The following is a 19,995-nucleotide window of genomic DNA, read 5'->3' on the forward strand; positions in this document are numbered from 1 at the left end:
CTCCTTCTTATTCGTAATAGGTGTAGCCGTTGATCGAGTCGCGATAGGCGCCCATCAGGGTTTTGCGGTCCTTGGCTTGCAGAGTACCGGTCGAGATCGCCTCGTCCACCATTTTGCGGAAGGCGGCGACGCAGTCTTGGGGGTCGAATTCAACGTAAGACAGGACCTGGCTGATTGTGTCGCCCTCTTGTTCATGGAGCAGGTCGAAGCCGCCATCTGCCCGCAGGTCGATGGTGACGACATTGGTATCACCGAAGAGGTTGTGCAGATCGCCGAGCGTTTCCTGATAGGCACCTACAAAGAAGACGCCCATGAAGTACTCGCCCTGATCTGGTAGCGAATGCACCGGCAGGCTGGGTGAGACACCGTCGGCCAGAATGAACTGGTCGATCTTGCCGTCGCTGTCGCAGGTGATGTCGGACAGAACGGCGCGGCGGTCGGGCATTTGGTTCAACCCTTGCAGCGGCACGATCGGGTGCAGTTGGTCGATGGCCCAGACATCGGGTAGGGATTGGAAAAGCGAGAAGTTGCAGTGGTAGATATCGGCCACTTTCTCAAGCTGATCATCCACATCCGTGTCCAGTTCATCGCTGGCGGCCAGTGCCTTGAGGCGGGCCATCAGCGACAGGTAGATGCGTTCGGCGCGGGCCATTTGGCGCAGGTCAACATAGCCGCGTCGGAAGAGGGCGCGCAATTCGTTGCGATAGAATGTGGCGTCGTTCCAGCATTCCTGCAGGCGATCTTTGCTGAGGTAACCGTGTACCGTAGCGAGGTCCGAGACCATGTGGTGGTCGTCTGGTTCTACTTCGGGGCCATCCGGTGCATCGTAGAGCGTGGTTTCCAGCACATTGAACACGAGCATCGAAGACGTCGCAACGACTGCACGCCCGCTTTCAGTCACCAATGTCGGGTGGGCAATCTCGGCCTCATCCATGGCATAAGCGACGGTTTCGACCACGTTGCTGCAATACTCCTCAACCGTGTAGTTGATCGAGTTTTCTGCGGCCTTCTTTTCGCCGGTATAATCCACGCCCATACCGCCGCCGAGGTCCAGATGGGTCAGCGGAACGCCCTCGCGGGTGAGTTCGGTATAATAACGACAGGCCTCACCCACGGCGCGGCGGACATCGTTGACGTCCTGCACTTGGCTGCCCAGATGCGAGTGCTGCAGCCTGAGACAATGCAACAGTCCCGCCTCGCGCAACTTGTCCACCGTTGCCACAAGCTGGTCGGTATTCATACCAAAGGCCGAGCGGTCGCCCGAGCTTTCCTCCCACTTCCCACTAATCTGGTTGGTCAGTTTCACCCGAACGCCGATCAGGGGTTCGATGCCCAACTCGTTGTAGACATCGATCACCGTGTCGGCCTCTTTCGGGCTTTCCAGAACGATGACGGTGTTGAACCCGATTTTACGTGACAGGATCGCCAGTTGGATGAACTCGGCATCTTTGACGCCATTGCAGACAATCAACGCCTCAGACGCCAGCCGGTGCGCCAAAGCCACCACCAGTTCGGGCTTGGACCCGGCCTCGAGCCCGTAATTGTACTTCTTGCCGAACTCGACGATCCGGTCGACCACCTGCGCCTGTTGGTTCACCTTGATCGGAAACACGCCACGATAGGGGCCTTTGTAGCCTACCCGCGCGATGGCTTCAGCGAAGCTTTCATTCAGATGCGCGATCTCATGTTCCAGATAGGACGTCACGCGCAGCAGCATCGGCGCTTTGATACCCCGGTCATCCAAATCGCTGAGGATACCGGGCAGGCTGATCGCCGCCGTGTCCGGAGACATCGGATTGCGCAGACCGACCTCGCCCTGCTCCGTCACCTCGATGAGGCCTTTGCCCCATTTCTCAACCCCGTAGATGGAATGCGGTGCGTCGGGCGTCTGTTTCAATCAGGTCGATCCTTAACATAAGCGTGCCAGTTTCGCGCCCGCCAATACGGCAGCAGTTTGATTCTTCCAAGTGTAAACTATGTGAAGGGGATTGCCGAATTTCACGCGAAGGTACGGATCGGGATCAGATGGTTGTCCCATTGGCAATCCGAACGCGTCAGAACCTTTGGTTCTGCTTGATTTAATGCGCCAAATAGCCCGGATCCAGTTGTGAAGATCAACCCATCGAGGCCCGCGCCAAGCCCGCAAACGTCTTGCAGTGCTGAGGCGTCTGTGAATGTGGCGGTCTGCACGTCGAATCGGTGCAGTGCATTGCCACGCGGGCAGGTGATGGCGATCGTTGCGCCATCGGTCGAGAAGGCAACGCTGCCTGCATAACCCTGTAGATGGCGTTGGTTTGCAGCCGGGGCGGACAGCAAGACCGGGTCTTGGCCCATTCGGTGCAGACCCAGAAGTGGCGGATGCTCGGTCCGGCTGCCTTGCCACTGCATAGCAAATCCGACCAGCCCATCGCCGCGTATGGCCAGATGCCGGATCGAATTCTTGTGCAATGCGCTGGGCAACTCCATCTGCTCTACCAGCCCGCCCGTTAGGGTCACATAGCTGAGGTTCGGGCGCATCACTGGCAGATTCAGCTTGGTGCGACCGGTCTCGGGGCGGGTTTCAATGCCGCCATTGGCAATCACGAGGGTCTGCCCATCTGGCATCAAGCGTATGTCGTGAGGGCCAATGCCACCTGATGAGAACTCGCCGAGTCGTTCGAAGGTTTTTGTATCCCAGACACTGAAGCGGCCTTCTCCGGTTTCGAAGTTGTTTTCGGTTGCGAAGAACTTGGAACCATCTGCTGAGAACGTGCCATGCCCATAGAAATGATGGCCTTCAGGCGCCTGAAGCCGGATCCGTTCTGTACCACCGGCGCAATCGATCACGATAGCAAAGGTTCCGGGACGGCGCGCGAAGGCCACGGCCAGCGGTTCCGTAGGATGCGCGGCGGCAGCGTGACCGCGGGCAGGTAGGGGCACGGCGAACAGGATATCGCCTTCGGCGCTCAGACCCGCCAATCGGAATGACCCATCCGGGAACAGCCCTGCCGCCAGATAGTCTGGTGCACCTGCCGCGGCCCATCCCCGGATCGGGGCGATGCTGGCGGCGGCGAGACCGGCAAGGAATTGCCTGCGGCTGGTCAAGGGCTCAGTCTCCATCCAATGAGTTGAAGCCGGCACTGATTCCAAGTGTCGGGCCAAGCTCAGTCGCTGCAATCTGGCGGATATCATTAATCGACTGTTGCAGCGCTTCGATCCGAAAGCGGCCTTGGGGATCCGCAACACCGGCCAGAGCCGGGTCGTCGATAGACCGAGCGCTCTCGATCGCGCGGTTGAAAGCTGTTTCCAGATCCGCGGCGATTTCCGGGTGTTCGGCAGACAGGCGCGCCGCAAGACCGCGCGTGGAGAAAAGCGAAAGCTCAACATGGCGTAAGGATCGTTCGGAACGGCGCGCCTCGGCCCGTTTGGGGCGCGGTCGGTCATATGTGCCCAGCGGACGGCCCAAGCGTGTCTCGGATGTGAACTGCAGCCCGGTCGACAATGCCTTGAACAATTCCTGCAAGGCCTCATCCTGCGTGCGATAGGGGCCATCTGCCGCTGGTTGCGTCAGTTCAGGCGCAAAAGTTTGCCAGTCGGCCGCCATAGCATCGGCATTTGCATCAATATCAGCACTGATCGCCTGGATCAGAGTGCATCGATATGCAGCGCTGCCTCGCTGGGCAAACTCAGTGTCATATAGCATCCGTTCCAGTGCAAAGAACCCGCGCCCGGCGATCGAGGTTTCGGCATAGGCATCAGATGACGCAACGGCGCTATCTTCGCTTGCAATGTTTTTTGATAGGGCCTTGGGTGTGAAGCCCTTGGTGTCCGGCCAGAAAGCCATCGCAAAGGCGCGATCATCGGTTTCGGTAGGCCCAAATCGTAGGTGGCTGGCCGATATCCACGCGTCGAATGCGGTGCTGTAAGCGGCCCGAAGGTCTTGCGATTCTGGAGCACAATCCTGCTGCGCGGTCGCATTTAGAACTTCTGTCGCTTCGGCAAGCATAGTGAAGCGTGGCAGGATGTGGTTTTCGGTCACGTCGATCAGCGTGGGCGTGTGGTCCTGCGCCGCTGCGGACAACGGAAAAACCAAGGCTGCGATCAGGGCGAGTTTATGCATGTGTCACAGGCTCTCCAAAAAACGGATAAGGGCATCCCGGTCGGATTTGGGCATAGAAACGACCTGGTCTCGGGCCCCCTGCGCTTCGCCGCCATGCCAAAGGATGGCCTCTAGAAAATTGCGCGCGCGGCCATCGTGAAGGAATTCTGTATGGCCCGAGACACGCTTGGTCAGGCCAATACCCCACAACGGGGGCGTCCGCCACTCGCGGCCTGTTGCGCGCGCTTCGGGGCGATTGTCGGCCAGACCTTCGCCCATGTCATGCAGCAGGAGGTCGGTGTAAGGCCAGATCAGCTGAAAGCTGTGTTCTTCGCGGTCTTCCAGACGGTGGGTCACATGGGACGGCGTGTGGCACGAAACGCATCCCGAGCTATGAAACACTTCTTTTCCGCGCAATACCTCTGGGTCATCTACATCACGACGACCGGGTACGCCTAGGTTACGGCTGTAGAAAGCCACTAGATCCATCCCAACCTGATCAATCTCGAAACCTCTGTGGTCATCATCGCCATGGGGGGCTTGCACGCAATCGATCTGCGTATCGGTGCAATCCCCAAAAGGCGTAGGGAACAGAGGGCTGGCGATGCCAATATCGCCCGCAAAGGCCGCTGCAGATTGTTCCATGACGGTTGGCATCCCGGCCTTATGGCCAAACCGTCCCATCATCGGCGCGTCATATTCCGCAGACCAAACGATGTTCGGGCGGCCTGATATCCCATCCCCATCCGTGTCGTCCGGATCGGCCTTGGCCAGCAGGTCGGCGACCGGGATCGCCTCCAGCAATCCTAGGCCGATCATCTGCGGCGCCACGCGAGGGCTAAGCATGGCATCCGGGTGCAAAGGGCCATAGCCCAGATCGGCGGCTTGGTAGGTTGGGCTGCGCAGTGACGCAGTTTCGCCCTCTGAGAGGGTGATGGGAACCTCTTCATATGTGATATCCAGCCGGTATTCTGCCGGATGTCCCGCCATTGCGAAGTCCTGCATCTGACCGCCATAGGTAGGCTCAGGCAAGGTGGCGATGTGGTCCGCGATCTCGGCATAGCCGTCTTCCGCCGCGCCGGGGATGGAAACCCGCAGAAACATCGAAATCGCGGTGTCATCCGGCCCGTTCGGTGTATGCCCGCGCCCGTCCTTGATATGACAGCGCTGGCAAGAGCGTGCGTTGTAGAGCGGCCCCAAACCATCCGAGGCGAGCGTCGAGGATGGTGATGAAACCCAGATTTTCCTGAACAACCCGTTTCCGACTTTGAAGTCCAGCTCCTGTTCAAAGCTCAGATTGCGCGAAGGCTGGGAAAATGCGTCGGCATCATTGCGCACACGGACGGTCGCCGCCCCTCCGGGCAGGTCTTCAAAGCGTTGCGGAGCGAAAAAGTCCAGCGGTGGCGCAGTAACTTTGGAAATGCGATCCTGTTCTTCGGCGGTGCGAGGAATGACGTTCAGGTGCAGATCTTGCAGCTGGTTTGGCACTGCGGGGGTGGCGACAAGTGTGCAGAACGTCAGCACGATAACGGTGTACGCCTTTGCCCAATTCTGCGGTATTGAGCTATGCATAGATGGCTGTGCTGTGCCGCTCAGGCAGATCAGCTGGCGTTTCCAAAGCATCGATGTGACTTTCTTCATCAGCGATCAATTGTTTGATCAGCACCTTACAGATGGGTTCGATTGCGTTCGTCCGCCAATTGCATATCCGTCTATAAGGTTCTTGTGGTGATCTCATTTGGTCGCAGCGTAGGGTTCGAGATCAAGATCAACGACTTGGCGCGTAGCAGTGCCAACTTGACCAGAGACGCCTCCTTGCGTCTCTGGTCCCAGGGTTAGCTCATTGGAACACTGCATCCGGGTTATCCAGGCTGTCCGAACCTTCGAATTCGATATTCTCCAACTCAAGCGCGGTAACGATACGTTCGATCGTTTTAGTCTGGTCTATCAGGCCGTTCACACCCCCCATGATCAATGCTTCGCCACCGGCATTGCCGCGTTCCAACATCTGGTCATAGGCGAACCCGGCTTCGGCGGTGGATTTCATCACGCCCAGGGCAAGCATGGTATTCGCCAGTTTGGCTTTCATCTCGGTATCCAGCGCAGGGTCGGTTGCGATGACCAGATCGGACAATGACGCACCATTGACCGGGGTGCCATCAATCCGGGTGTAGCTGCCCAGATAGACGTTCTGGATGCCAACACCGTTGTAGTAGTGGTCGTTATGTGTGTTGTCGGCAAAACAGGAATGCTCTTCTTCCGGGTCGTTCAGCATTACGCCAAGACGCATCCGCTCACCTGCGGTTTCGCCATAAGACAGCGACCCCATGCCTGTCAGGATCGCACTGATACCCGCGTCTTCGTTCTGGGTCAGTGCAGCACGGGCTTCACCATCTTCGGCCCATTGTGCAGTTATCCATTCCAGATCGCTAACCAACAAGTCTGTTGCGGCGCTCAGATACTGGGCACGACGGTCGCAGTTTCCGTTGGTACATTCGTCCGCTTGTGCAAAGTCAGTCCAAGGGCGGTTGCCAGCGCCGCCGCCGTGGCCGTTCAGGTCCTGACCCCACAGCAAGAATTCGACCGCATGGTAGCCGGTTGCTACATTGGCTTCGATGCCATCAGCTTCGTGCAGGGTTTCTGCCAGCAGTTTAGGGGTGATTTCAGAGGCGTCAATCGCATTGCCAGACAGCTCAAAGCTGGGGTTGGCGATGACGTTCAGAGCGGCAAACTCATTCTCATCACTCGGGCCACCGTAGGACGCGTCAACATAGTCGATCAGACCTTCATCCAACGGCCAGGCGTTCACCTTGCCCTCCCAGTCATCGACGATGGCATTGCCGAAACGGTAAACCTCGCTTTGCTGATAAGGTACGCGCGCGGCAAGCCAGGCGGCACGGGCCGCATTCAGGGTGGCATCCGATGGCTCTGCGATCAGAGCGTTCACGGCCGCTTGCAGTGACTTGGCAGCGATCAGGCTATCGTCATACTTGGCTTCAGCAATATTCGCGTAGGTGTTCAGGACATCTGCTTTTGCAGGCGCATCGGCGGCCGATGCGGTGGTTGCGGCGCAGAAGGCTAGGGCGCTGGCAGCGGCAATAGACTTGGACATGTGGTTTGATCTTTCCTGTCAATAAAGGGCGGTGCGGGCTGAGTGGCCACACTGTTTTTTACACCCAAAAAGTTGAGTGAATGAGTCGGAAATGTCAACCTGAGTTTTATTGTCGGATATACGCTCACGTATGGGCAAACTGCCGCACATCCCCATATCTGGCGATACTTGCCGTAGCGACCTGCGTTGCGCACCTTGCGATTCGGGCTAAACTCGGCGTTGTGATTCTATTTTTGGTGGTACGTGGTTGATGATGCGCCTGTTTCTTTTCTTGTCTTTGTTGTCGACGGGCGTGATGGCCCATGCAACACAGCAAGACTACCAGCACAAACATGGCACTGGGCAGTTGAGCATGGTGTTCTCAGGGGCGGAATTCTCACTGTCACTAACCGTGCCCAGCGCGGATATTGTCGGGTTTGAAAGCCAAGCAGAGACAGATGAGGATCGCGCTAAGGTTGCGGTCGCGATTTCGGATTTATCTAAGCCATTGGAGTTATTTGTCCTTGCCGAAGATGCGGGCTGTTTTACCGCATCGGCCAATGTGGCGCTGACATCAGAGGGGATCGTTGATCAAACGCAGGTTGTTGAATCCAGCAATGAGCCGGATGAAGATGCCGAACATTCTGAGTTTCGAGCTGATTATGTAATCCAATGTCAGGACATCGCAGCGCTGACGACCATCGAGTTTGCCTATTTCAGCCGCTTTGAACGTGCTCAAAGCCTTGAGATCAGCATTGCCCTGCCCGATAGCTCGCATGAGTTTGAGGTAACGCGCGCGACTCCATTGATCGATTTGACCGGTCTTTAGAAACATTAATGGATATATGCTGGCCATTGTTCGCAATTGGTTATCGCTTGGGGTCTTTATCAGTCGCTCACAAATAAGTTTTTGCCCGGTAGAGTTTGGCTTTTCAGACCGTCGCGCGGTGTAGACTAGGGTTCTGACATGAAGGTGGTTATTCATCAGGGTTTTCACAAAACGGGAACCAGAACCTTTCAATCGATGCTTTTCAGAAACCGGGAGCTTCTGAAAAAACGCGTTAACATCCTTCTGCCGCGCGATCTGAAAGAGGCCGGGTTTTCGGCGCGTAGATACGCCGTTCTATCGCAAGACCGAGTACTCCAGGGCTTTCGCACGAAGCTGCGTGCGGCGCTTGAACCCTTTGTAGATCAGGAAGACAAACCCCTGCTGATCAGTAGCGAAGAATTCGCAGGCATGATCCCGGGGCGGAAGAATGTCTGGTCATACACAAAAACACATGTCCTTGCTCAGGTTCTCTTGGAAGAAGTGCAGCTGTTCGCCGGCGGCAAAGCCCGCGTGACCTTTTTCTACACAACCAGAAACCCGTCTGACTGGATCAAAAGTGTTTATTGGCAAAACATTCAATCCAACAGAATTCTGGAGCACCTTTCAGACTATACCCAACAGCTCAAACCTGCGTCCGATCTGGATGCAGTTGTGAGCAGGGTTGAACAGACGGTTTCTGCGCAAGCGCATGTCTTACGGATCAATGTCTCAGACACTGACGACCGATTCCTGGCACTTACAAAGGTGCTGTCCGTAGTAAATGTGCGGTCGGATGATCTGATTCCTGTCAAGAATGCGAATGTCCAACCCTCTGGGGCTGCTGCGTATTTCCTTGAGCTCAACCGGTCAGGTTTAGGCGATGAAGAGGTTCAGATCGAAAAACGGGCTTATCTGGATGGTTTGAAGGTACACAAGGTACGTAGATAGCAGTATAATCGCGCAACCGCGTAGGGATCTTTACTTCATCGATCGACCCTGTTGGGGAACTGGTAGCGGAGGTCCGTCTTGGACACAAACCCCACACATTAACACTCTGTAAAATATGGGTGCCGTGACCTTCAAGGGGTAAGCCGAAAGGTCAATTGTCGTAGCGGTGCCCTGACTGGCGAATTCGATCAAAAGAAATTGGCCTTCACCGGGGTGCTCTGCGTTGAAGGCTGTCGCTATTGCGGCAAGGGGAACGTCTTACATAGCCTCCAAGGTATGCTGGAGGCCATTTCGAATGTGATCTTCCAACAGCCTCTTCGCCGTGTCGGCGTCTCTGGCCAGCGCGGCATCGAACATGCCCTTGTGCTCCTTGACCGCTTCTTCACCTCGATAAGTCAACACGAGCATCTGATACCGCAGGTACTTGTCGTATATGATCGAGTGCAGAGACAGAAGGTTTTTGGAGTTGCAGGCCGCGATCATTGCTTGATGAAACTCCCAATCATATCGTTTCCAGGTTTCTTTCTCGGACTCATCGCCCTTGAGAAGCTGCTGTTCCATCAGGTGCAGTTTGTGGTGTGCGGCAACAAGGTTGCCTTCCCAGTCCGTGTCGCCGTTCGCAATGGACAACTCCAACGCGTGGCATTCCAACAGAACGCGCAGCTCTGATATCTCGGTTAGGTCATCTCGTGAAACCGGCGTGACCAGGAAACCTCGTTGCTCGGGAGCTTCGACAAATCCGTCACTAGCGAGCCTGTTCAGCGTTTCACGAAGTGTCGAAAGGCTTGCTGAGTAGCGTTCCTTCAAGGCGTCCAGCTTCAGTTTGGAGCCGGGCTGCAGTTCCCCGAAGATGATGTCCCGCTTGATGCGCTGATAGGTGCTTGCACCTATCGTAGACGGCTGTTTCACCATGCGTTTCACCCGATATTATCAGTTTCCTCGTTCAATTAGCATTTTTCAGAGACATCAGCAATCCAAACCGATGTATGGTAAAAATAAAAATATCATACATTATTGCGGAATCGCGAAAACCCCAATACGGTCGTGGCCAAGTTGGGCAAAGCAGCCCGATCGCAATCATCGGTTTCGGGATTTTCCTGACCCTCCGGAAGGAAGCAAAGTGTCTAAGAACTTTCGCATTGCCATTGTCGGCATTGGCCTTGTTGGACGCCGCCACGCAGACGCTATCCGAGCGTTGCGCCATGTTGATCTCGTCGCGGTGGTCGACCCCAGCGATGAAGGCCGTGCTTACGCCGTTGAGCATGGGGTCGCATGTTACGAAACCGTCGAGGAAATGTTAGCAAATCAGACGCCAGACGGAGCTGTTCTGGCGACTCCGACCACGCTTCATGTCGAGCAAGGTCTCACGTGTGTTCGACATGGTTGTCCCGTTCTCGTCGAAAAGCCGATCGCCGTGGAAGCCACCGCTGCACTTGAGCTTGTTCAAGCAGCGGAGAAGGCCAATGTGCCACTGATGGTCGGACATCATCGTCGGCACAATCCTCTGATCCGGTCGGCTAAGGAAGCCATTGTCGATGGGAAGATTGGAGATGTGCGCGCTGTCCATGCGAATTGCTGGTTCTATAAGCCAGACGAGTATTTTGATGCTGCGCCCTGGAGAAAGAATCCCGGTGCAGGGCCCATCTCAGTCAATCTTGTCCACGATGTGGATTTGCTGCGGTACCTGGCCGGAGAAGTCGTGACCGTTCAGGCTCAGTCGGCTTCATCGCAGCGGGGTTACGACAACGAAGATGTCGCCGGCGCGCTGTTGACGTTTGAAAGTGGGGCGATCGGGACCATAAGTGTGTCCGATAGCATCGTTGCTCCATGGAGCTGGGAGATGACGTCTCAGGAATATCCAATCTATCCGTCGACCACTGAGAGTAGCTACATGATAGGTGGCTCTCATGGTTCGTTGTCCGTTCCCGATCTTCGATTGTGGAGTTACCAGGGTGAGCAAAGGGACTGGTGGACGCCAATCTCATCAACCGCGCTGAAGAAGGGTGCGTCTGACCCTCTGGTCAATCAGCTCAGGCACTTTGTTGAAGTAGCTCGGCACGAAGCAGTGCCGATTGTGTCTGGATGGGAAGGGTTCAGAACGCTTCAAGTTATTGAAGCTATTCAGAATTCTTGCAGAACTGGCGAGACTGTCAGGATAAGAAACCTTCAGGAAACGCAGCAACAGAGATTGCAGGTAATGAAAAATATCTGATATTTTGTAAAAAATCTTGCAAAATGTCCAAAATAGGTCAAAACTCAGAATCGGAAAAAAGCATCATGATGTCTCAGGGAGGAGCAAAGTGATTACCAAACTTACCCGCCGGGCTGCTGTATCAGCCCTGGTTGCAACCGGTGTTCTGTTCAGCGCAACAAGTGGTGCGCTTGCAGACGACAAAGTGCAACTTCGCCTCGCAACGTCCGGGTCGGAGACCGACCAACGTTCGGTCGCCATGGCCGAGGTTTTCGCACCCATGGTCGCTGATTTCGCAAGCTACGAGCCCAGCTATAACGGAACCATCTTCGCCCAAGGCACCGAATTGGACGCCATCAGCCGGGGCAACCTGGAAATGTCGATCACCTCGGCGCAGGAGCTGGCACAGTTCTTCCCCGAGTTTTCGATATTTACCGCAGGCTATGTCCACCAGGACGCCGCGCATCAGGTGGCTGTCTTCAACGATCCCTTGATGGATGCCTTCAAGCAAAAGGCCGAGGAAGAACTGGGCGTCAAACTGCTGTCGGTCATGTACCTGGGCCGTCGTCAGGTGAACCTGCGCCAGCCCAAGGATGAACTGACCGTCAGCACTCCAGCTGATCTGGAGGGTGTGAATCTGCGGATGCCGGGCACAGATGCGTGGCAGTTCCTTGGCAAAGCGCTGGGTGCCGCCCCGACACCAATGGCATTCTCAGAGGTTTACACAGCTCTGTCGACCGGCGCCGTAGATGGTCAGGACAACCCGCTGCCGACCGTGGTGGATGCCAAGTTCTACGAAGTGACCAATCAGATCATCCTAACATCGCACTTGGTCGACTTGAACTATATCGCAATCGGCAAAGAGGTTTGGGACGGGCTGACACCGGAACAGCAGGCCAAGGTCCAGGAAGCTGCGGATGCTGCAGCTGAATCCGGCCGCCAGAAGCAGCTTCAGAAAGAAGAGGACCTTGTCAGCTTCCTGAAAGAGCAGGGGATGGAGATCTACGAACCCGATCTCGCAGCGTTCCGTGATCAGGTACAGTCCATGTATCTGGACAGCGAGTTTGCAGGTTCATGGCCCGAAGGCGTTCTGGATCAGATCAACGCTCTGGGCAACTGAGCCCAGTAAGACAAGGGAGGGAGAACCATAATGAAAGCCTTTATCAAAGGGTTCTCCCGACTGACCGAGGCGATTGCCGGCGGGATGCTGGCGGCAATCTTCCTGATCTTCCTTCTACAAATTCTTCTGCGGTACTTCTTTACCCCCGCTGGATGGACGCTTGAACTGATCGGCATTTTGTGGGTCTGGGTGATCTTTTTTAGCTGCGCCTTCATCGTGCGCGAGCGGGATCACGTGAAGTTTGACATCATTTACCTGTCGGTACCCCGACGTGTCCGTCAGGTCTTTGCGATGCTCGCAGCCGCCGCCATCGTCATTGGGATGCTCTACAGTTTCCTGCCGACGTGGGATTACATCGATTGGATGAAAATCCGCAAGACTGCGACCGTGCGAAACCCCTTCTCGGGCGAGAAGGTACCGCTGCGCACGGTGTTTTCGATCTACGCGGTGTTCATGCTGGTCGTAGCCGCGCGCTATGGATGGCTGTTCTTTGACATCATGCGCAACGGCCCACCTAAAACTGAACTTGAAATGGTCGTGGGATTTAACGTGGTCGACGATCATCCCCGCGTTGACGTGGAAGACGACGAGGACGCAAGCAAATGAGTTTCGAACTTCTTTCTTGCCTGCTCACACTCTTTGTACTGGCAGGCATCGGGACACCTATCGGCTATTCCATCCTACTGGCCTCGTTGATGTATCTGGGCGTGGCCGGACTGGACGTCGCGCTTGCGGGCGAGAAGATCCTGCAAGGCTTCTACAAAAGCACGATCTTGCTTGCCGTGCCTTTGTTCATCGTCGCCGCCAATATCATGAATGCGGGGTCGATCACGGACCGCTTGCTGAACTTCTGCGTCGCTGCGGTCGGGCGATTCAAGGGCGGCCTTGGGCACGTCAACGTGGTAGCGTCTCTGATCTTTTCGGGTATGTCCGGGTCGGCTGTCGCGGATGCTGCGGGGATCGGCAAAATCATCATCGAAATGATGACCAAGGATGGCCGCTACAGCCGAGGTTACGCAGCCGCAATCACGGCAGCGTCGGCGACGATTGGCCCGATCATTCCGCCCTCGATCCCGATGGTCCTTTATGCGCTGGTGTCGAAAGCCTCTATCGGGTCGCTGTTCCTGGCAGGGATTCTGCCGGGCCTGATCATGGGCGTCGTCCTCATGGCGATGAACTACTATCTTGCCGGCAAGCGGAACTTTGCACTGGAAGAACCTGTTCCGCTGCGCGAATTGCCAGCTAAAACCGCAAACGCGTTTCCGGCACTACTGATGCCCGCAATCCTGCTGTACGGTATATATGGCGGCGTCACCACTCCGACCGAAGCTGCCGCCGTGGCTGCATTCTACGCCCTGCTGTTGGCAGCGTTGTTCTACCGTGCGCTGACCTTCCGTGGCCTTTATCAAGTGTTCGTCGACAGCGCGCGTTCTTCCGCAGCGGTCGGGGTGGTTATTGGTGGTGCGTTTATCCTGAACTTCATCGTTATTCAGGAGCAAATCCCTCAGTCGATCTCGGCACTGCTGGAGGGTTCGGATGTCAGCCCGATTGTGTTCCTGATCCTCGTCAACCTGCTGATCCTTGCGTTGGGATGCGTGTTAGACGCAACAACGATCATCCTCGTGATTGTGCCCCTGTTCATTCCAACCTGCGAAGCGCTTGGGATTGATCTGGTGCATTTCGGGGTGTTGGTCGTAGTGAACTCGATGATCGGTCTGATCACGCCGCCCTATGGCATTCTACTCTTTGTGATCAACGCTGTGACGGACATTCCGCTGCGTGAAATCATCTCGGAGATTTGGGCCTTCCTTGCGGTTCTCATCTTCGCCTTGGTGATCATGATGCTGATGCCGGATCTGGTCCTGTGGTTGCCGCGTATGTTTGGATATCAGGGATAATGTGCCTGTCGGTTTCGACAACGTCGATCCCCGGTGATCTGGCTGTAAAGCTGAGTGCTATCGCTGACGCGGGATTCGGGGGTGTCGAATTACACGAACCGGATTTGACCGCTTTTGACGGGCCGCCATCGCAAATTCGGAAAATTGCATCAGATCTCGGCCTGAAGATTTGCCTGTTACAACCCTTCCATAACCTTGAAGGTCAGGCCGGCGCCGGACGGGAGCGCGCCTTTGATCGGCTTAAGCGCAAACTCGATCTGATGAGCGAGTTGGGTACGGATCTGCTGCTTATTGGGTCCGCATTCGAGGTCGATGCCGCTGCGACCGGAGAACAGGTAATCGCAGATCTTGGCGAGGCGGCCCAAATCGCTAAAGAAATGGGGATGCGTCTGGCCTATATGGGCTTGCCATGGTCGGATCTTATTCACTCGGATGAACAGGCGTTAGGCGTCGTTGATGCTGTCGACAGCCCTCATCTGGGGTTGGCTTTGAATTCTTTCTTCTCGCTTGCCGACGGGTCCAAACCAGCCCGCCTTCGGGACATCCCCGGAGAGCGGCTGTTCCATGTACAACTGTCCGACGCCCCCCGGCTTGAGATGGATATTCGCAGGCTCAAACGGCACTTCGGGCTTTTGCCAGGGCTTGGGTCGCTGAACCTTGCGGGCTTTGTGCGGGTGTTGTCCCGTGCTGGGTACAAGGGGCCTTGGTCCATTGCGCGCGTCAACGAAGCAGCGCCGCAACCCGGTGGTCAAACGCTGGCGCGTGACTGTTACAGATCGCTGGTGAACCTCCTGGATGAGGTATCCCGGACCGAGCCGGGAACCGACTTCGGCATCCCGGACCTGCCGGAACGCGTTTATGCGTCAGGCTTTGAGTTCGTCGAGTTTACAGCTGATGAGGTAAGCGGCGCTCAACTGGCAGATATGCTGTCAGCAATGTGTTTTCGAATGGAGCGAAAGCATGTGAGCAAGTCCGTCGAGCTGTGGCGGCAGGGCGCGATAAACATCGTTGTGAATACCGAAAAGGAAGGTTTTGCCCATTCGGCGTTCCTGGGTCACGGCCCCTGCGTTTGTGACATGGGGTTGCGTGTCAAAGATGCGGATCAGACGGTTCAGCGGGCGACCGCGTTGGGCGCGCCGAATTTCTCACAGCCGGTGGGGACCGGAGAGCTGGATATCCCGGCCATTCGGGGTGTCGGTGGAAATGTCGTGCATTTCATCGATGAGAAATCCGACCTGCATCGGGTCTGGGATATCGAGTTCGAGCCGGTTGCGAAAACCAAGGCGACCCAGCCTGCCGGTCTGCGCCGTATCGACCATCTGGCCCAGACGATGCGTCATGATGAGATGCAAAGCTGGCTGCTCTACTACATTTCGACTTTTGAGATGGCGAAGTCGCCAATCGTGAACGTCGCCGACCCGTCCGGCGTCGTGCAAAGCCAAGCCATTGAAAGCCCCGAGGGCGAAGTGCGCCTGAACCTGAACGGGGCCGTTGGGCGCCGAACTCTGGCGGCGTCATTCCTTGAAGATGGCTTTGGGGCCGGTGTTCAGCACATTGCCTTCCAGTCGGATGATATTTTTGAAACCTCAGCCCAGTTGCTCAAGTCCGGCTTTCCCAGCCTGTCCATCCCTGAAAACTACTACGCCGATCTGCAAGCGACATTCGGGCTGGATGACGATTTGGTTGCCTATCTGCGCCGAGGCAACATTCTCTACGACCGGGCGGCGGGTGCCGAGTATTTTCAGATCTACAGCCGCCCGATCTTTAACGGCTTCTTTTTTGAAATTGTTGAACGCCGTATGGGCTATGCCGGTTATGGCGCGCGTAACGCGCCCATTCGCCTCGCCGCGCAAAGCAAAACCCAGACACTCAAAGAGGTGCAGGCTCAATGACCGTTCTGGATGAAAACATGACGATGGATGAGCGCGCCGTTCGCCAATGGTGGCGTACCTCCATCATCGACATGAAGCCTGGTCAGATCGCTTTTCGTGGCAACGCCATAGAGGACCTGATCGGGAACGTTTCACTCCCGCAGATGATCTGGCTGATGGTGCGGGGCGATCTGCCCAGCGACGCTCAAGCGCGCCTGTTCGAGGCAGCTTTGGTCGCAGGCGTGGATCATGGTCCGCAGGCTCCCTCGATCGCGGCGGCGCGTATGGCCGCCACCTGCGGGGTAGGTCTCAACAATGCGATGGCGACTGCGGTGAACATGCTGGGCGACGTGCACGGCGGGGCAGGCGAGCAGTGTGCAGAGCTGTACTATGATATCGCAGTCCGCATGGATGCAGGAGCTTCGCTGAATGACGTTGTTCGGGATGGCTTGGACAGTTGGCGCGAGACCTACGGCAAGATCGTATCGGGCTTTGGTCACAGGTTTCACAAGCCCGTCGATCCACGCGCACCACGATTGATGCAACTTGTTCGAGATGCGGCGGCAGAAGGCACAGTTTCTGGCCGGTTTGCCGATATCGGAGAAGAGGTTCAGGCCGAACTCGGTCGTCAACGCGGCGGTCGGCCAATTGCCATGAATATCGACGGCGCGACAGCGGTGATCTTCTGCGAGCTTGGCTTTCCTGCGCCCTTGTCGCGGGGGCTGTTCTGCCTGTCCCGCTCGGTTGGAATACTTGCACACGCTTGGGAGCAGATGAACCAGGGCGGTCGCAACAAAGGGCCAATGCCCCCGAATTATTTACCCCTCTACGAAGACAGGAATGATGACACGTGAGACATCGAAATCCTTCCGGGTCGGCCTTATCGGCTGTGGTCGTATCAGCGATATCTATCTAAAAACACTATCCAAATTTTTGTGCGTCGAGGTCGTGGCTTGTGCAAGCCTTGATCCTTCGGAAAGCCGCGCCAAAGCGGATCAATACGGTGTCGCCAAGGCCTGCACTCCAGATGAAGTGTTTGACGATCCGACGATTGACTGCGTTCTGAATCTGACAATTCCGGCGGCGCATGCGGAAATCAGTTTGCGCGCGTTGGAGGCGGGCAAGCACGTCTATTCCGAGAAGCCGTTGGTTATGAATCGAGTGGATGGCAAGGCGATCCTGCACATGGCCTCTGAAAAGGGGTTGCTGGTCGGTTGCGCGCCCGACACATTTCTGGGCGGTCGCTGGCAGACCGTTCGGCGCTTGATCGACGAGGGTGCCATTGGCAAACCGACAGGGGTTTTTGCCCATGTCGGTACCCACGGGACAGAACGCCACCATCCCAACCCGGATTTCTACTACAAGGCGGGTGGTGGGCCCTTGCTGGACCTTGGGCCATACTACCTGACCGCCATGATTTTCTGTCTTGGTCCCGTAGACCGGGTCGCCGGAATGGCTCGGCGCACGTTCGGCAATAGGATGATTGAAAACGGCCCTCGCAACGGTGAATGGATGGATGTCGAGGTCGATACACATTCCCTGAGTCTGTTGCAGTTTTCGTCCGGCGCCATCGGGTCAATGACCATGAGCTTCGACGTCTGGGACAGCGAAACGCCCCGGTTCGAGATCTATGGCGAAGACGGAACCATCTGCATCCCAGACCCAGACCCGGTTCATGGGGCCAATATCTTTCAGGGGGATGTCTGGCTGAAAACGCGGGACACCTCGCGCTGGTCTCATCAGCCTCGCCCAGCCGGTCGCGAAGACTGGCAAGTGGTCGAGAACAAACATGGATTTAATGAAGACAGCCGCGGACTCGGCCTTTTGGATCTGGCTCTGGCGGCGCAAGAAGGACGCCAACCCCGTGCAAGTGGAGCGCTTGCCTACCACGTTTTCGAGGTCATGGACGCGATTGAACGAGCGCCGAAATTCGGCGCCTATCAGACAATAGAAAGCCGGTGCGAAGCGCCGACACCTCTGCCGGTCGATTTCCTGAATGATGAGAAGAAGGAGCTGGTCCATGCCTATTGAGACTCTTGACTTTGCCCAGCCATTTTTTCGCGTCCAGCACATTATTGATGAAGACAGAATATCTGTCGAGGGTCGCGCCATTGTTCTGAACCTCGGGGGGAGGGGCCTCTCGGTCGAGGATCAGACCGTTGCGCCGCTTTCGTCTGTGATCGTGCAAGACAGCGTGCTAAATGGCGTGGAACGCGCAGTCATTGTCTATGGTTTCGACGCCTATGCCGATGACAACGAGCTGTTCGCATGGGTGAAAGATACATGGCCATCTGCTTTCGACGTCCGTCAAGAGGAGCGTCTGCGTGGTGTCAGCCATTACATGTCACCCAAGGTCTTTGTGGGTAACGTTGGACTGACCATGTACCACTCGGGTTCGGTTCCGCTGAATGTCGGATTGCACAAGGATCATCCGTTCTGCCCGGTACCGGGGTTTCGCGAAGTGCATACGCAAATCGTAGGCTTTGGCAAAATGCAGCAATGCCGCGAACGGGATGTTGAAACCCTTTACCTCGAAGAATTCATGGCCCCCGGCACGACCCACAAGCCGATGTATGACGACGAAGGCAACTATCCCTGGCATCAATACGAGACGATTACCCCCAGCATCTTCATGGCGGTGGAAATGCTGCCGGAAGGCGTACGGGTCCCGGAAATGGAGGTTCAGAATGGCTGAGAGACTTTTACCCGAAGACCTGAACTTTGACGGCCCATTCCCCCGGTTGTCTCGCCGTTTGCGGCTGGGCGTTGTTGGCGGTGGACGGATCTCTGTCACGCAAGCGATGGCAGCGCGGATGAGCGACCGATGGGATGTCGCCGCAGGCGCGCTCAGTTCAGATGCCGAGCGCAGCAAGGCGCGCGGGGCCGAGTGGTTCCTGCCGGCCGACCGGTGCTACGCGTCGTTCGAGGAGATGGCACAGGCCGAGGCGGCACGCCCGGATGGCGTAGATGCTGTCATGATCACTACCCCGAACCACGTTCATTTTGAAGCGGCCAAAGCGTTTCTGGAGGTGGGCATTGACGTGCTGTGCGACAAGCCCCTGACCAACGAAGTCGCCGAGGCCGAGGGGCTTGAGGAGATTACCGCGCGCACGGGACACATCTTTGCTGTCGGCTATGCGATGTCGTGTTTTCCAGTAATCCGTCAGGCCAAACAAATCGTGGCTGAAGGCGGCATCGGTAAAACCAACCAAATCCACGTCGAGTTCATGCAAGACTGGATGACGCCCGAAGATGTGGCCGATGCGCCTCATGTAAAGTGGCGGCTGGACCCAAAGATTTCTGGTCCGACCAGCTGTGTCGGCGATATCGGCACCCATGCCGCGCATCTGGCCAGTTTTGTCTCAGGCCTGCCCTTGACCGACCTACGGGCCGAGTTTCATGTCTGCGGCGCTCCAAAGCCTATGGAAGACACGGTGTTCATGTTCACTCGTTACCAAAATGAGGTTCCGGGCACTCTCATGGCAACGCGTCTTGCTCCGGGAAATAGAGGCGGTTTGCGGTTGCGCATATTCGGGAGCGAAGGAGGTCTGGAATGGGACTTGGAGAATTCGGAACAGTTGAAGTTCAATCGATTTGGTGAGCCGGATCGTATCATCAGCCGAGGTCACGGGCATGGCATCGGCCCCGGCGCAGAACGTCTGATCCGTACCGCGCGCGGCTTCCCTGAAGGGATTATCGAAGCCTGGGCCAACCTCTATACGGAATTTGCCATGGCCGTAGCCGCGCGTCGGGATGGCGTTACTGTTCCGGCCGATTGGCTGACCTATCCCAGTGTCGAACAAGGCGCAGACGGTGTCCGATTCATTGATGCCTCTGTGCGCTCTCACCAGTCTGGAGGGGACTGGGTCACTCTCTAAGGCACTGCCAACACGAATGTAAAACACGCCCGGGCGTTTTCATTTCCTACTCAGTATTAAAAGTTGATATTTTAAAAAATATCAGATATTTTTTGTAACGTGTGATGAAACT

At 56.3% G+C, this 19,995-nt stretch carries 17 protein-coding genes; 11 read left to right on the plus strand and 6 right to left on the minus strand.

Annotated features, from left to right (window positions below; genetic code table 11):
• Positions 1 to 7: 7 nt before the first annotated feature.
• From speA to ACR0DH_RS17955, 5 genes are all read right to left on the minus strand, one after another.
• Positions 8 to 1,897, minus strand: a complete 1,890-nt coding sequence (gene speA, locus ACR0DH_RS17935) for a biosynthetic arginine decarboxylase (protein ID WP_480551239.1) — start codon at positions 1,895 to 1,897, stop codon at positions 8 to 10.
• A gap of 101 nt (positions 1,898 to 1,998) precedes the next feature.
• Positions 1,999 to 3,084: a DUF1513 domain-containing protein gene (locus tag ACR0DH_RS17940; protein ID WP_480551241.1), complete on the minus strand. Its 1,086-nt coding sequence runs from the start codon at positions 3,082 to 3,084 to the stop codon at positions 1,999 to 2,001.
• Between the two features lie 4 nt (positions 3,085 to 3,088).
• The gene (locus ACR0DH_RS17945; protein WP_480551243.1) at positions 3,089 to 4,099 is read right to left on the minus strand and encodes an imelysin family protein; all 1,011 of its coding nucleotides are present in this window, start codon (positions 4,097 to 4,099) and stop codon (positions 3,089 to 3,091) included.
• A gap of 3 nt (positions 4,100 to 4,102) precedes the next feature.
• A complete protein-coding gene (locus ACR0DH_RS17950) occupies positions 4,103 to 5,719 on the minus strand; it encodes a di-heme oxidoreductase family protein (RefSeq protein WP_480551245.1) in 1,617 nt (538 codons plus the stop codon).
• Between the two features lie 199 nt (positions 5,720 to 5,918).
• Entirely contained in the window at positions 5,919 to 7,190 is a 1,272-nt protein-coding gene (locus tag ACR0DH_RS17955; protein ID WP_480545047.1) for an imelysin family protein, read from the minus strand.
• A gap of 253 nt (positions 7,191 to 7,443) precedes the next feature.
• On the opposite strand from ACR0DH_RS17955, the gene ACR0DH_RS17960 reads away from it, so the two are divergent.
• Together ACR0DH_RS17960 and ACR0DH_RS17965 are read left to right on the plus strand one after the other, a co-directional pair.
• Positions 7,444 to 7,998 (plus strand): ZrgA family zinc uptake protein, encoded by a 555-nt coding sequence (locus tag ACR0DH_RS17960; protein ID WP_480545048.1) that lies wholly within the window; start codon positions 7,444 to 7,446, stop codon positions 7,996 to 7,998.
• A gap of 195 nt (positions 7,999 to 8,193) precedes the next feature.
• Positions 8,194 to 8,925, plus strand: a complete 732-nt coding sequence (locus tag ACR0DH_RS17965; RefSeq protein WP_480551247.1) for a hypothetical protein — start codon at positions 8,194 to 8,196, stop codon at positions 8,923 to 8,925.
• A gap of 258 nt (positions 8,926 to 9,183) precedes the next feature.
• Here ACR0DH_RS17965 and ACR0DH_RS17970 read toward each other — a convergent pair whose 3' ends face one another.
• Positions 9,184 to 9,837: a GntR family transcriptional regulator gene (locus ACR0DH_RS17970; protein WP_480545050.1), complete on the minus strand. Its 654-nt coding sequence runs from the start codon at positions 9,835 to 9,837 to the stop codon at positions 9,184 to 9,186.
• Between ACR0DH_RS17970 and ACR0DH_RS17975 the strand changes: the two genes are divergently transcribed.
• From ACR0DH_RS17975 to ACR0DH_RS18015, 9 genes are all read left to right on the plus strand, one after another.
• Positions 9,836 to 11,137: a Gfo/Idh/MocA family protein gene (locus tag ACR0DH_RS17975; protein WP_480551249.1), complete on the plus strand. Its 1,302-nt coding sequence runs from the start codon at positions 9,836 to 9,838 to the stop codon at positions 11,135 to 11,137. The genes ACR0DH_RS17970 and ACR0DH_RS17975 overlap by 2 nt on opposite strands.
• A gap of 88 nt (positions 11,138 to 11,225) precedes the next feature.
• Positions 11,226 to 12,236, plus strand: a complete 1,011-nt coding sequence (dctP, locus tag ACR0DH_RS17980) for a TRAP transporter substrate-binding protein DctP (RefSeq protein WP_170787610.1) — start codon at positions 11,226 to 11,228, stop codon at positions 12,234 to 12,236.
• 30 nt (positions 12,237 to 12,266) lie between these two features.
• Positions 12,267 to 12,842, plus strand: coding sequence for a TRAP transporter small permease (locus tag ACR0DH_RS17985; RefSeq protein WP_480551251.1), 576 nt, complete (start codon positions 12,267 to 12,269; stop codon positions 12,840 to 12,842).
• Positions 12,839 to 14,134, plus strand: coding sequence for a TRAP transporter large permease (locus ACR0DH_RS17990; protein ID WP_074736095.1), 1,296 nt, complete (start codon positions 12,839 to 12,841; stop codon positions 14,132 to 14,134). Before ACR0DH_RS17985 ends, ACR0DH_RS17990 begins: the two co-directional genes overlap by 4 nt.
• The gene (locus tag ACR0DH_RS17995; protein ID WP_480551253.1) at positions 14,134 to 16,026 is read left to right on the plus strand and encodes a bifunctional sugar phosphate isomerase/epimerase/4-hydroxyphenylpyruvate dioxygenase family protein; all 1,893 of its coding nucleotides are present in this window, start codon (positions 14,134 to 14,136) and stop codon (positions 16,024 to 16,026) included. Before ACR0DH_RS17990 ends, ACR0DH_RS17995 begins: the two co-directional genes overlap by 1 nt.
• Positions 16,023 to 16,859 carry a citryl-CoA lyase gene (locus ACR0DH_RS18000; RefSeq protein ID WP_480551255.1) on the plus strand — a complete coding sequence of 279 codons (837 nt, stop codon included), beginning with the start codon at positions 16,023 to 16,025 and terminating at the stop codon, positions 16,857 to 16,859. Before ACR0DH_RS17995 ends, ACR0DH_RS18000 begins: the two co-directional genes overlap by 4 nt.
• A complete protein-coding gene (locus tag ACR0DH_RS18005) occupies positions 16,846 to 18,036 on the plus strand; it encodes a Gfo/Idh/MocA family protein (RefSeq protein ID WP_480551257.1) in 1,191 nt (396 codons plus the stop codon). Before ACR0DH_RS18000 ends, ACR0DH_RS18005 begins: the two co-directional genes overlap by 14 nt.
• Positions 18,026 to 18,700 (plus strand): hypothetical protein, encoded by a 675-nt coding sequence (locus ACR0DH_RS18010; protein ID WP_480551259.1) that lies wholly within the window; start codon positions 18,026 to 18,028, stop codon positions 18,698 to 18,700. The genes ACR0DH_RS18005 and ACR0DH_RS18010 overlap by 11 nt, the downstream gene beginning before the upstream one ends.
• A complete protein-coding gene (locus tag ACR0DH_RS18015) occupies positions 18,693 to 19,883 on the plus strand; it encodes a Gfo/Idh/MocA family protein (RefSeq protein WP_480551261.1) in 1,191 nt (396 codons plus the stop codon). The genes ACR0DH_RS18010 and ACR0DH_RS18015 overlap by 8 nt, the downstream gene beginning before the upstream one ends.
• Positions 19,884 to 19,995: the final 112 nt, after the last annotated feature.

The sequence above is a fragment of the Ruegeria sp. I1 genome (genome assembly GCF_056532675.1).

Bases quoted from the DNA above. Each gene is read 5' to 3' on its own strand.
- ACR0DH_RS17995 (WP_480551253.1), top strand. From the start codon at position 14,134: ATGTGCCTGTCGGTTTCGACAACGTCGATCCCCGGTGATCTGGCTGTA.
- ACR0DH_RS18005 (WP_480551257.1), top strand. From the start codon at position 16,846: ATGATGACACGTGAGACATCGAAATCCTTCCGGGTCGGCCTTATCGGC.
- ACR0DH_RS17950 (WP_480551245.1), bottom strand. From the start codon at position 5,719: ATGAAGAAAGTCACATCGATGCTTTGGAAACGCCAGCTGATCTGCCTG.
- ACR0DH_RS17955 (WP_480545047.1), bottom strand. From the start codon at position 7,190: ATGTCCAAGTCTATTGCCGCTGCCAGCGCCCTAGCCTTCTGCGCCGCA.
- ACR0DH_RS17960 (WP_480545048.1), top strand. From the start codon at position 7,444: ATGCGCCTGTTTCTTTTCTTGTCTTTGTTGTCGACGGGCGTGATGGCC.
- ACR0DH_RS18015 (WP_480551261.1), top strand. From the start codon at position 18,693: ATGGCTGAGAGACTTTTACCCGAAGACCTGAACTTTGACGGCCCATTC.
- ACR0DH_RS18010 (WP_480551259.1), top strand. From the start codon at position 18,026: ATGCCTATTGAGACTCTTGACTTTGCCCAGCCATTTTTTCGCGTCCAG.
- ACR0DH_RS18000 (WP_480551255.1), top strand. From the start codon at position 16,023: ATGACCGTTCTGGATGAAAACATGACGATGGATGAGCGCGCCGTTCGC.
- ACR0DH_RS17975 (WP_480551249.1), top strand. From the start codon at position 9,836: ATGCGTTTCACCCGATATTATCAGTTTCCTCGTTCAATTAGCATTTTT.
- ACR0DH_RS17970 (WP_480545050.1), bottom strand. From the start codon at position 9,837: ATGGTGAAACAGCCGTCTACGATAGGTGCAAGCACCTATCAGCGCATC.
- ACR0DH_RS17945 (WP_480551243.1), bottom strand. From the start codon at position 4,099: ATGCATAAACTCGCCCTGATCGCAGCCTTGGTTTTTCCGTTGTCCGCA.
- ACR0DH_RS17990 (WP_074736095.1), top strand. From the start codon at position 12,839: ATGAGTTTCGAACTTCTTTCTTGCCTGCTCACACTCTTTGTACTGGCA.
- ACR0DH_RS17985 (WP_480551251.1), top strand. From the start codon at position 12,267: ATGAAAGCCTTTATCAAAGGGTTCTCCCGACTGACCGAGGCGATTGCC.
- ACR0DH_RS17965 (WP_480551247.1), top strand. From the start codon at position 8,194: ATGCTTTTCAGAAACCGGGAGCTTCTGAAAAAACGCGTTAACATCCTT.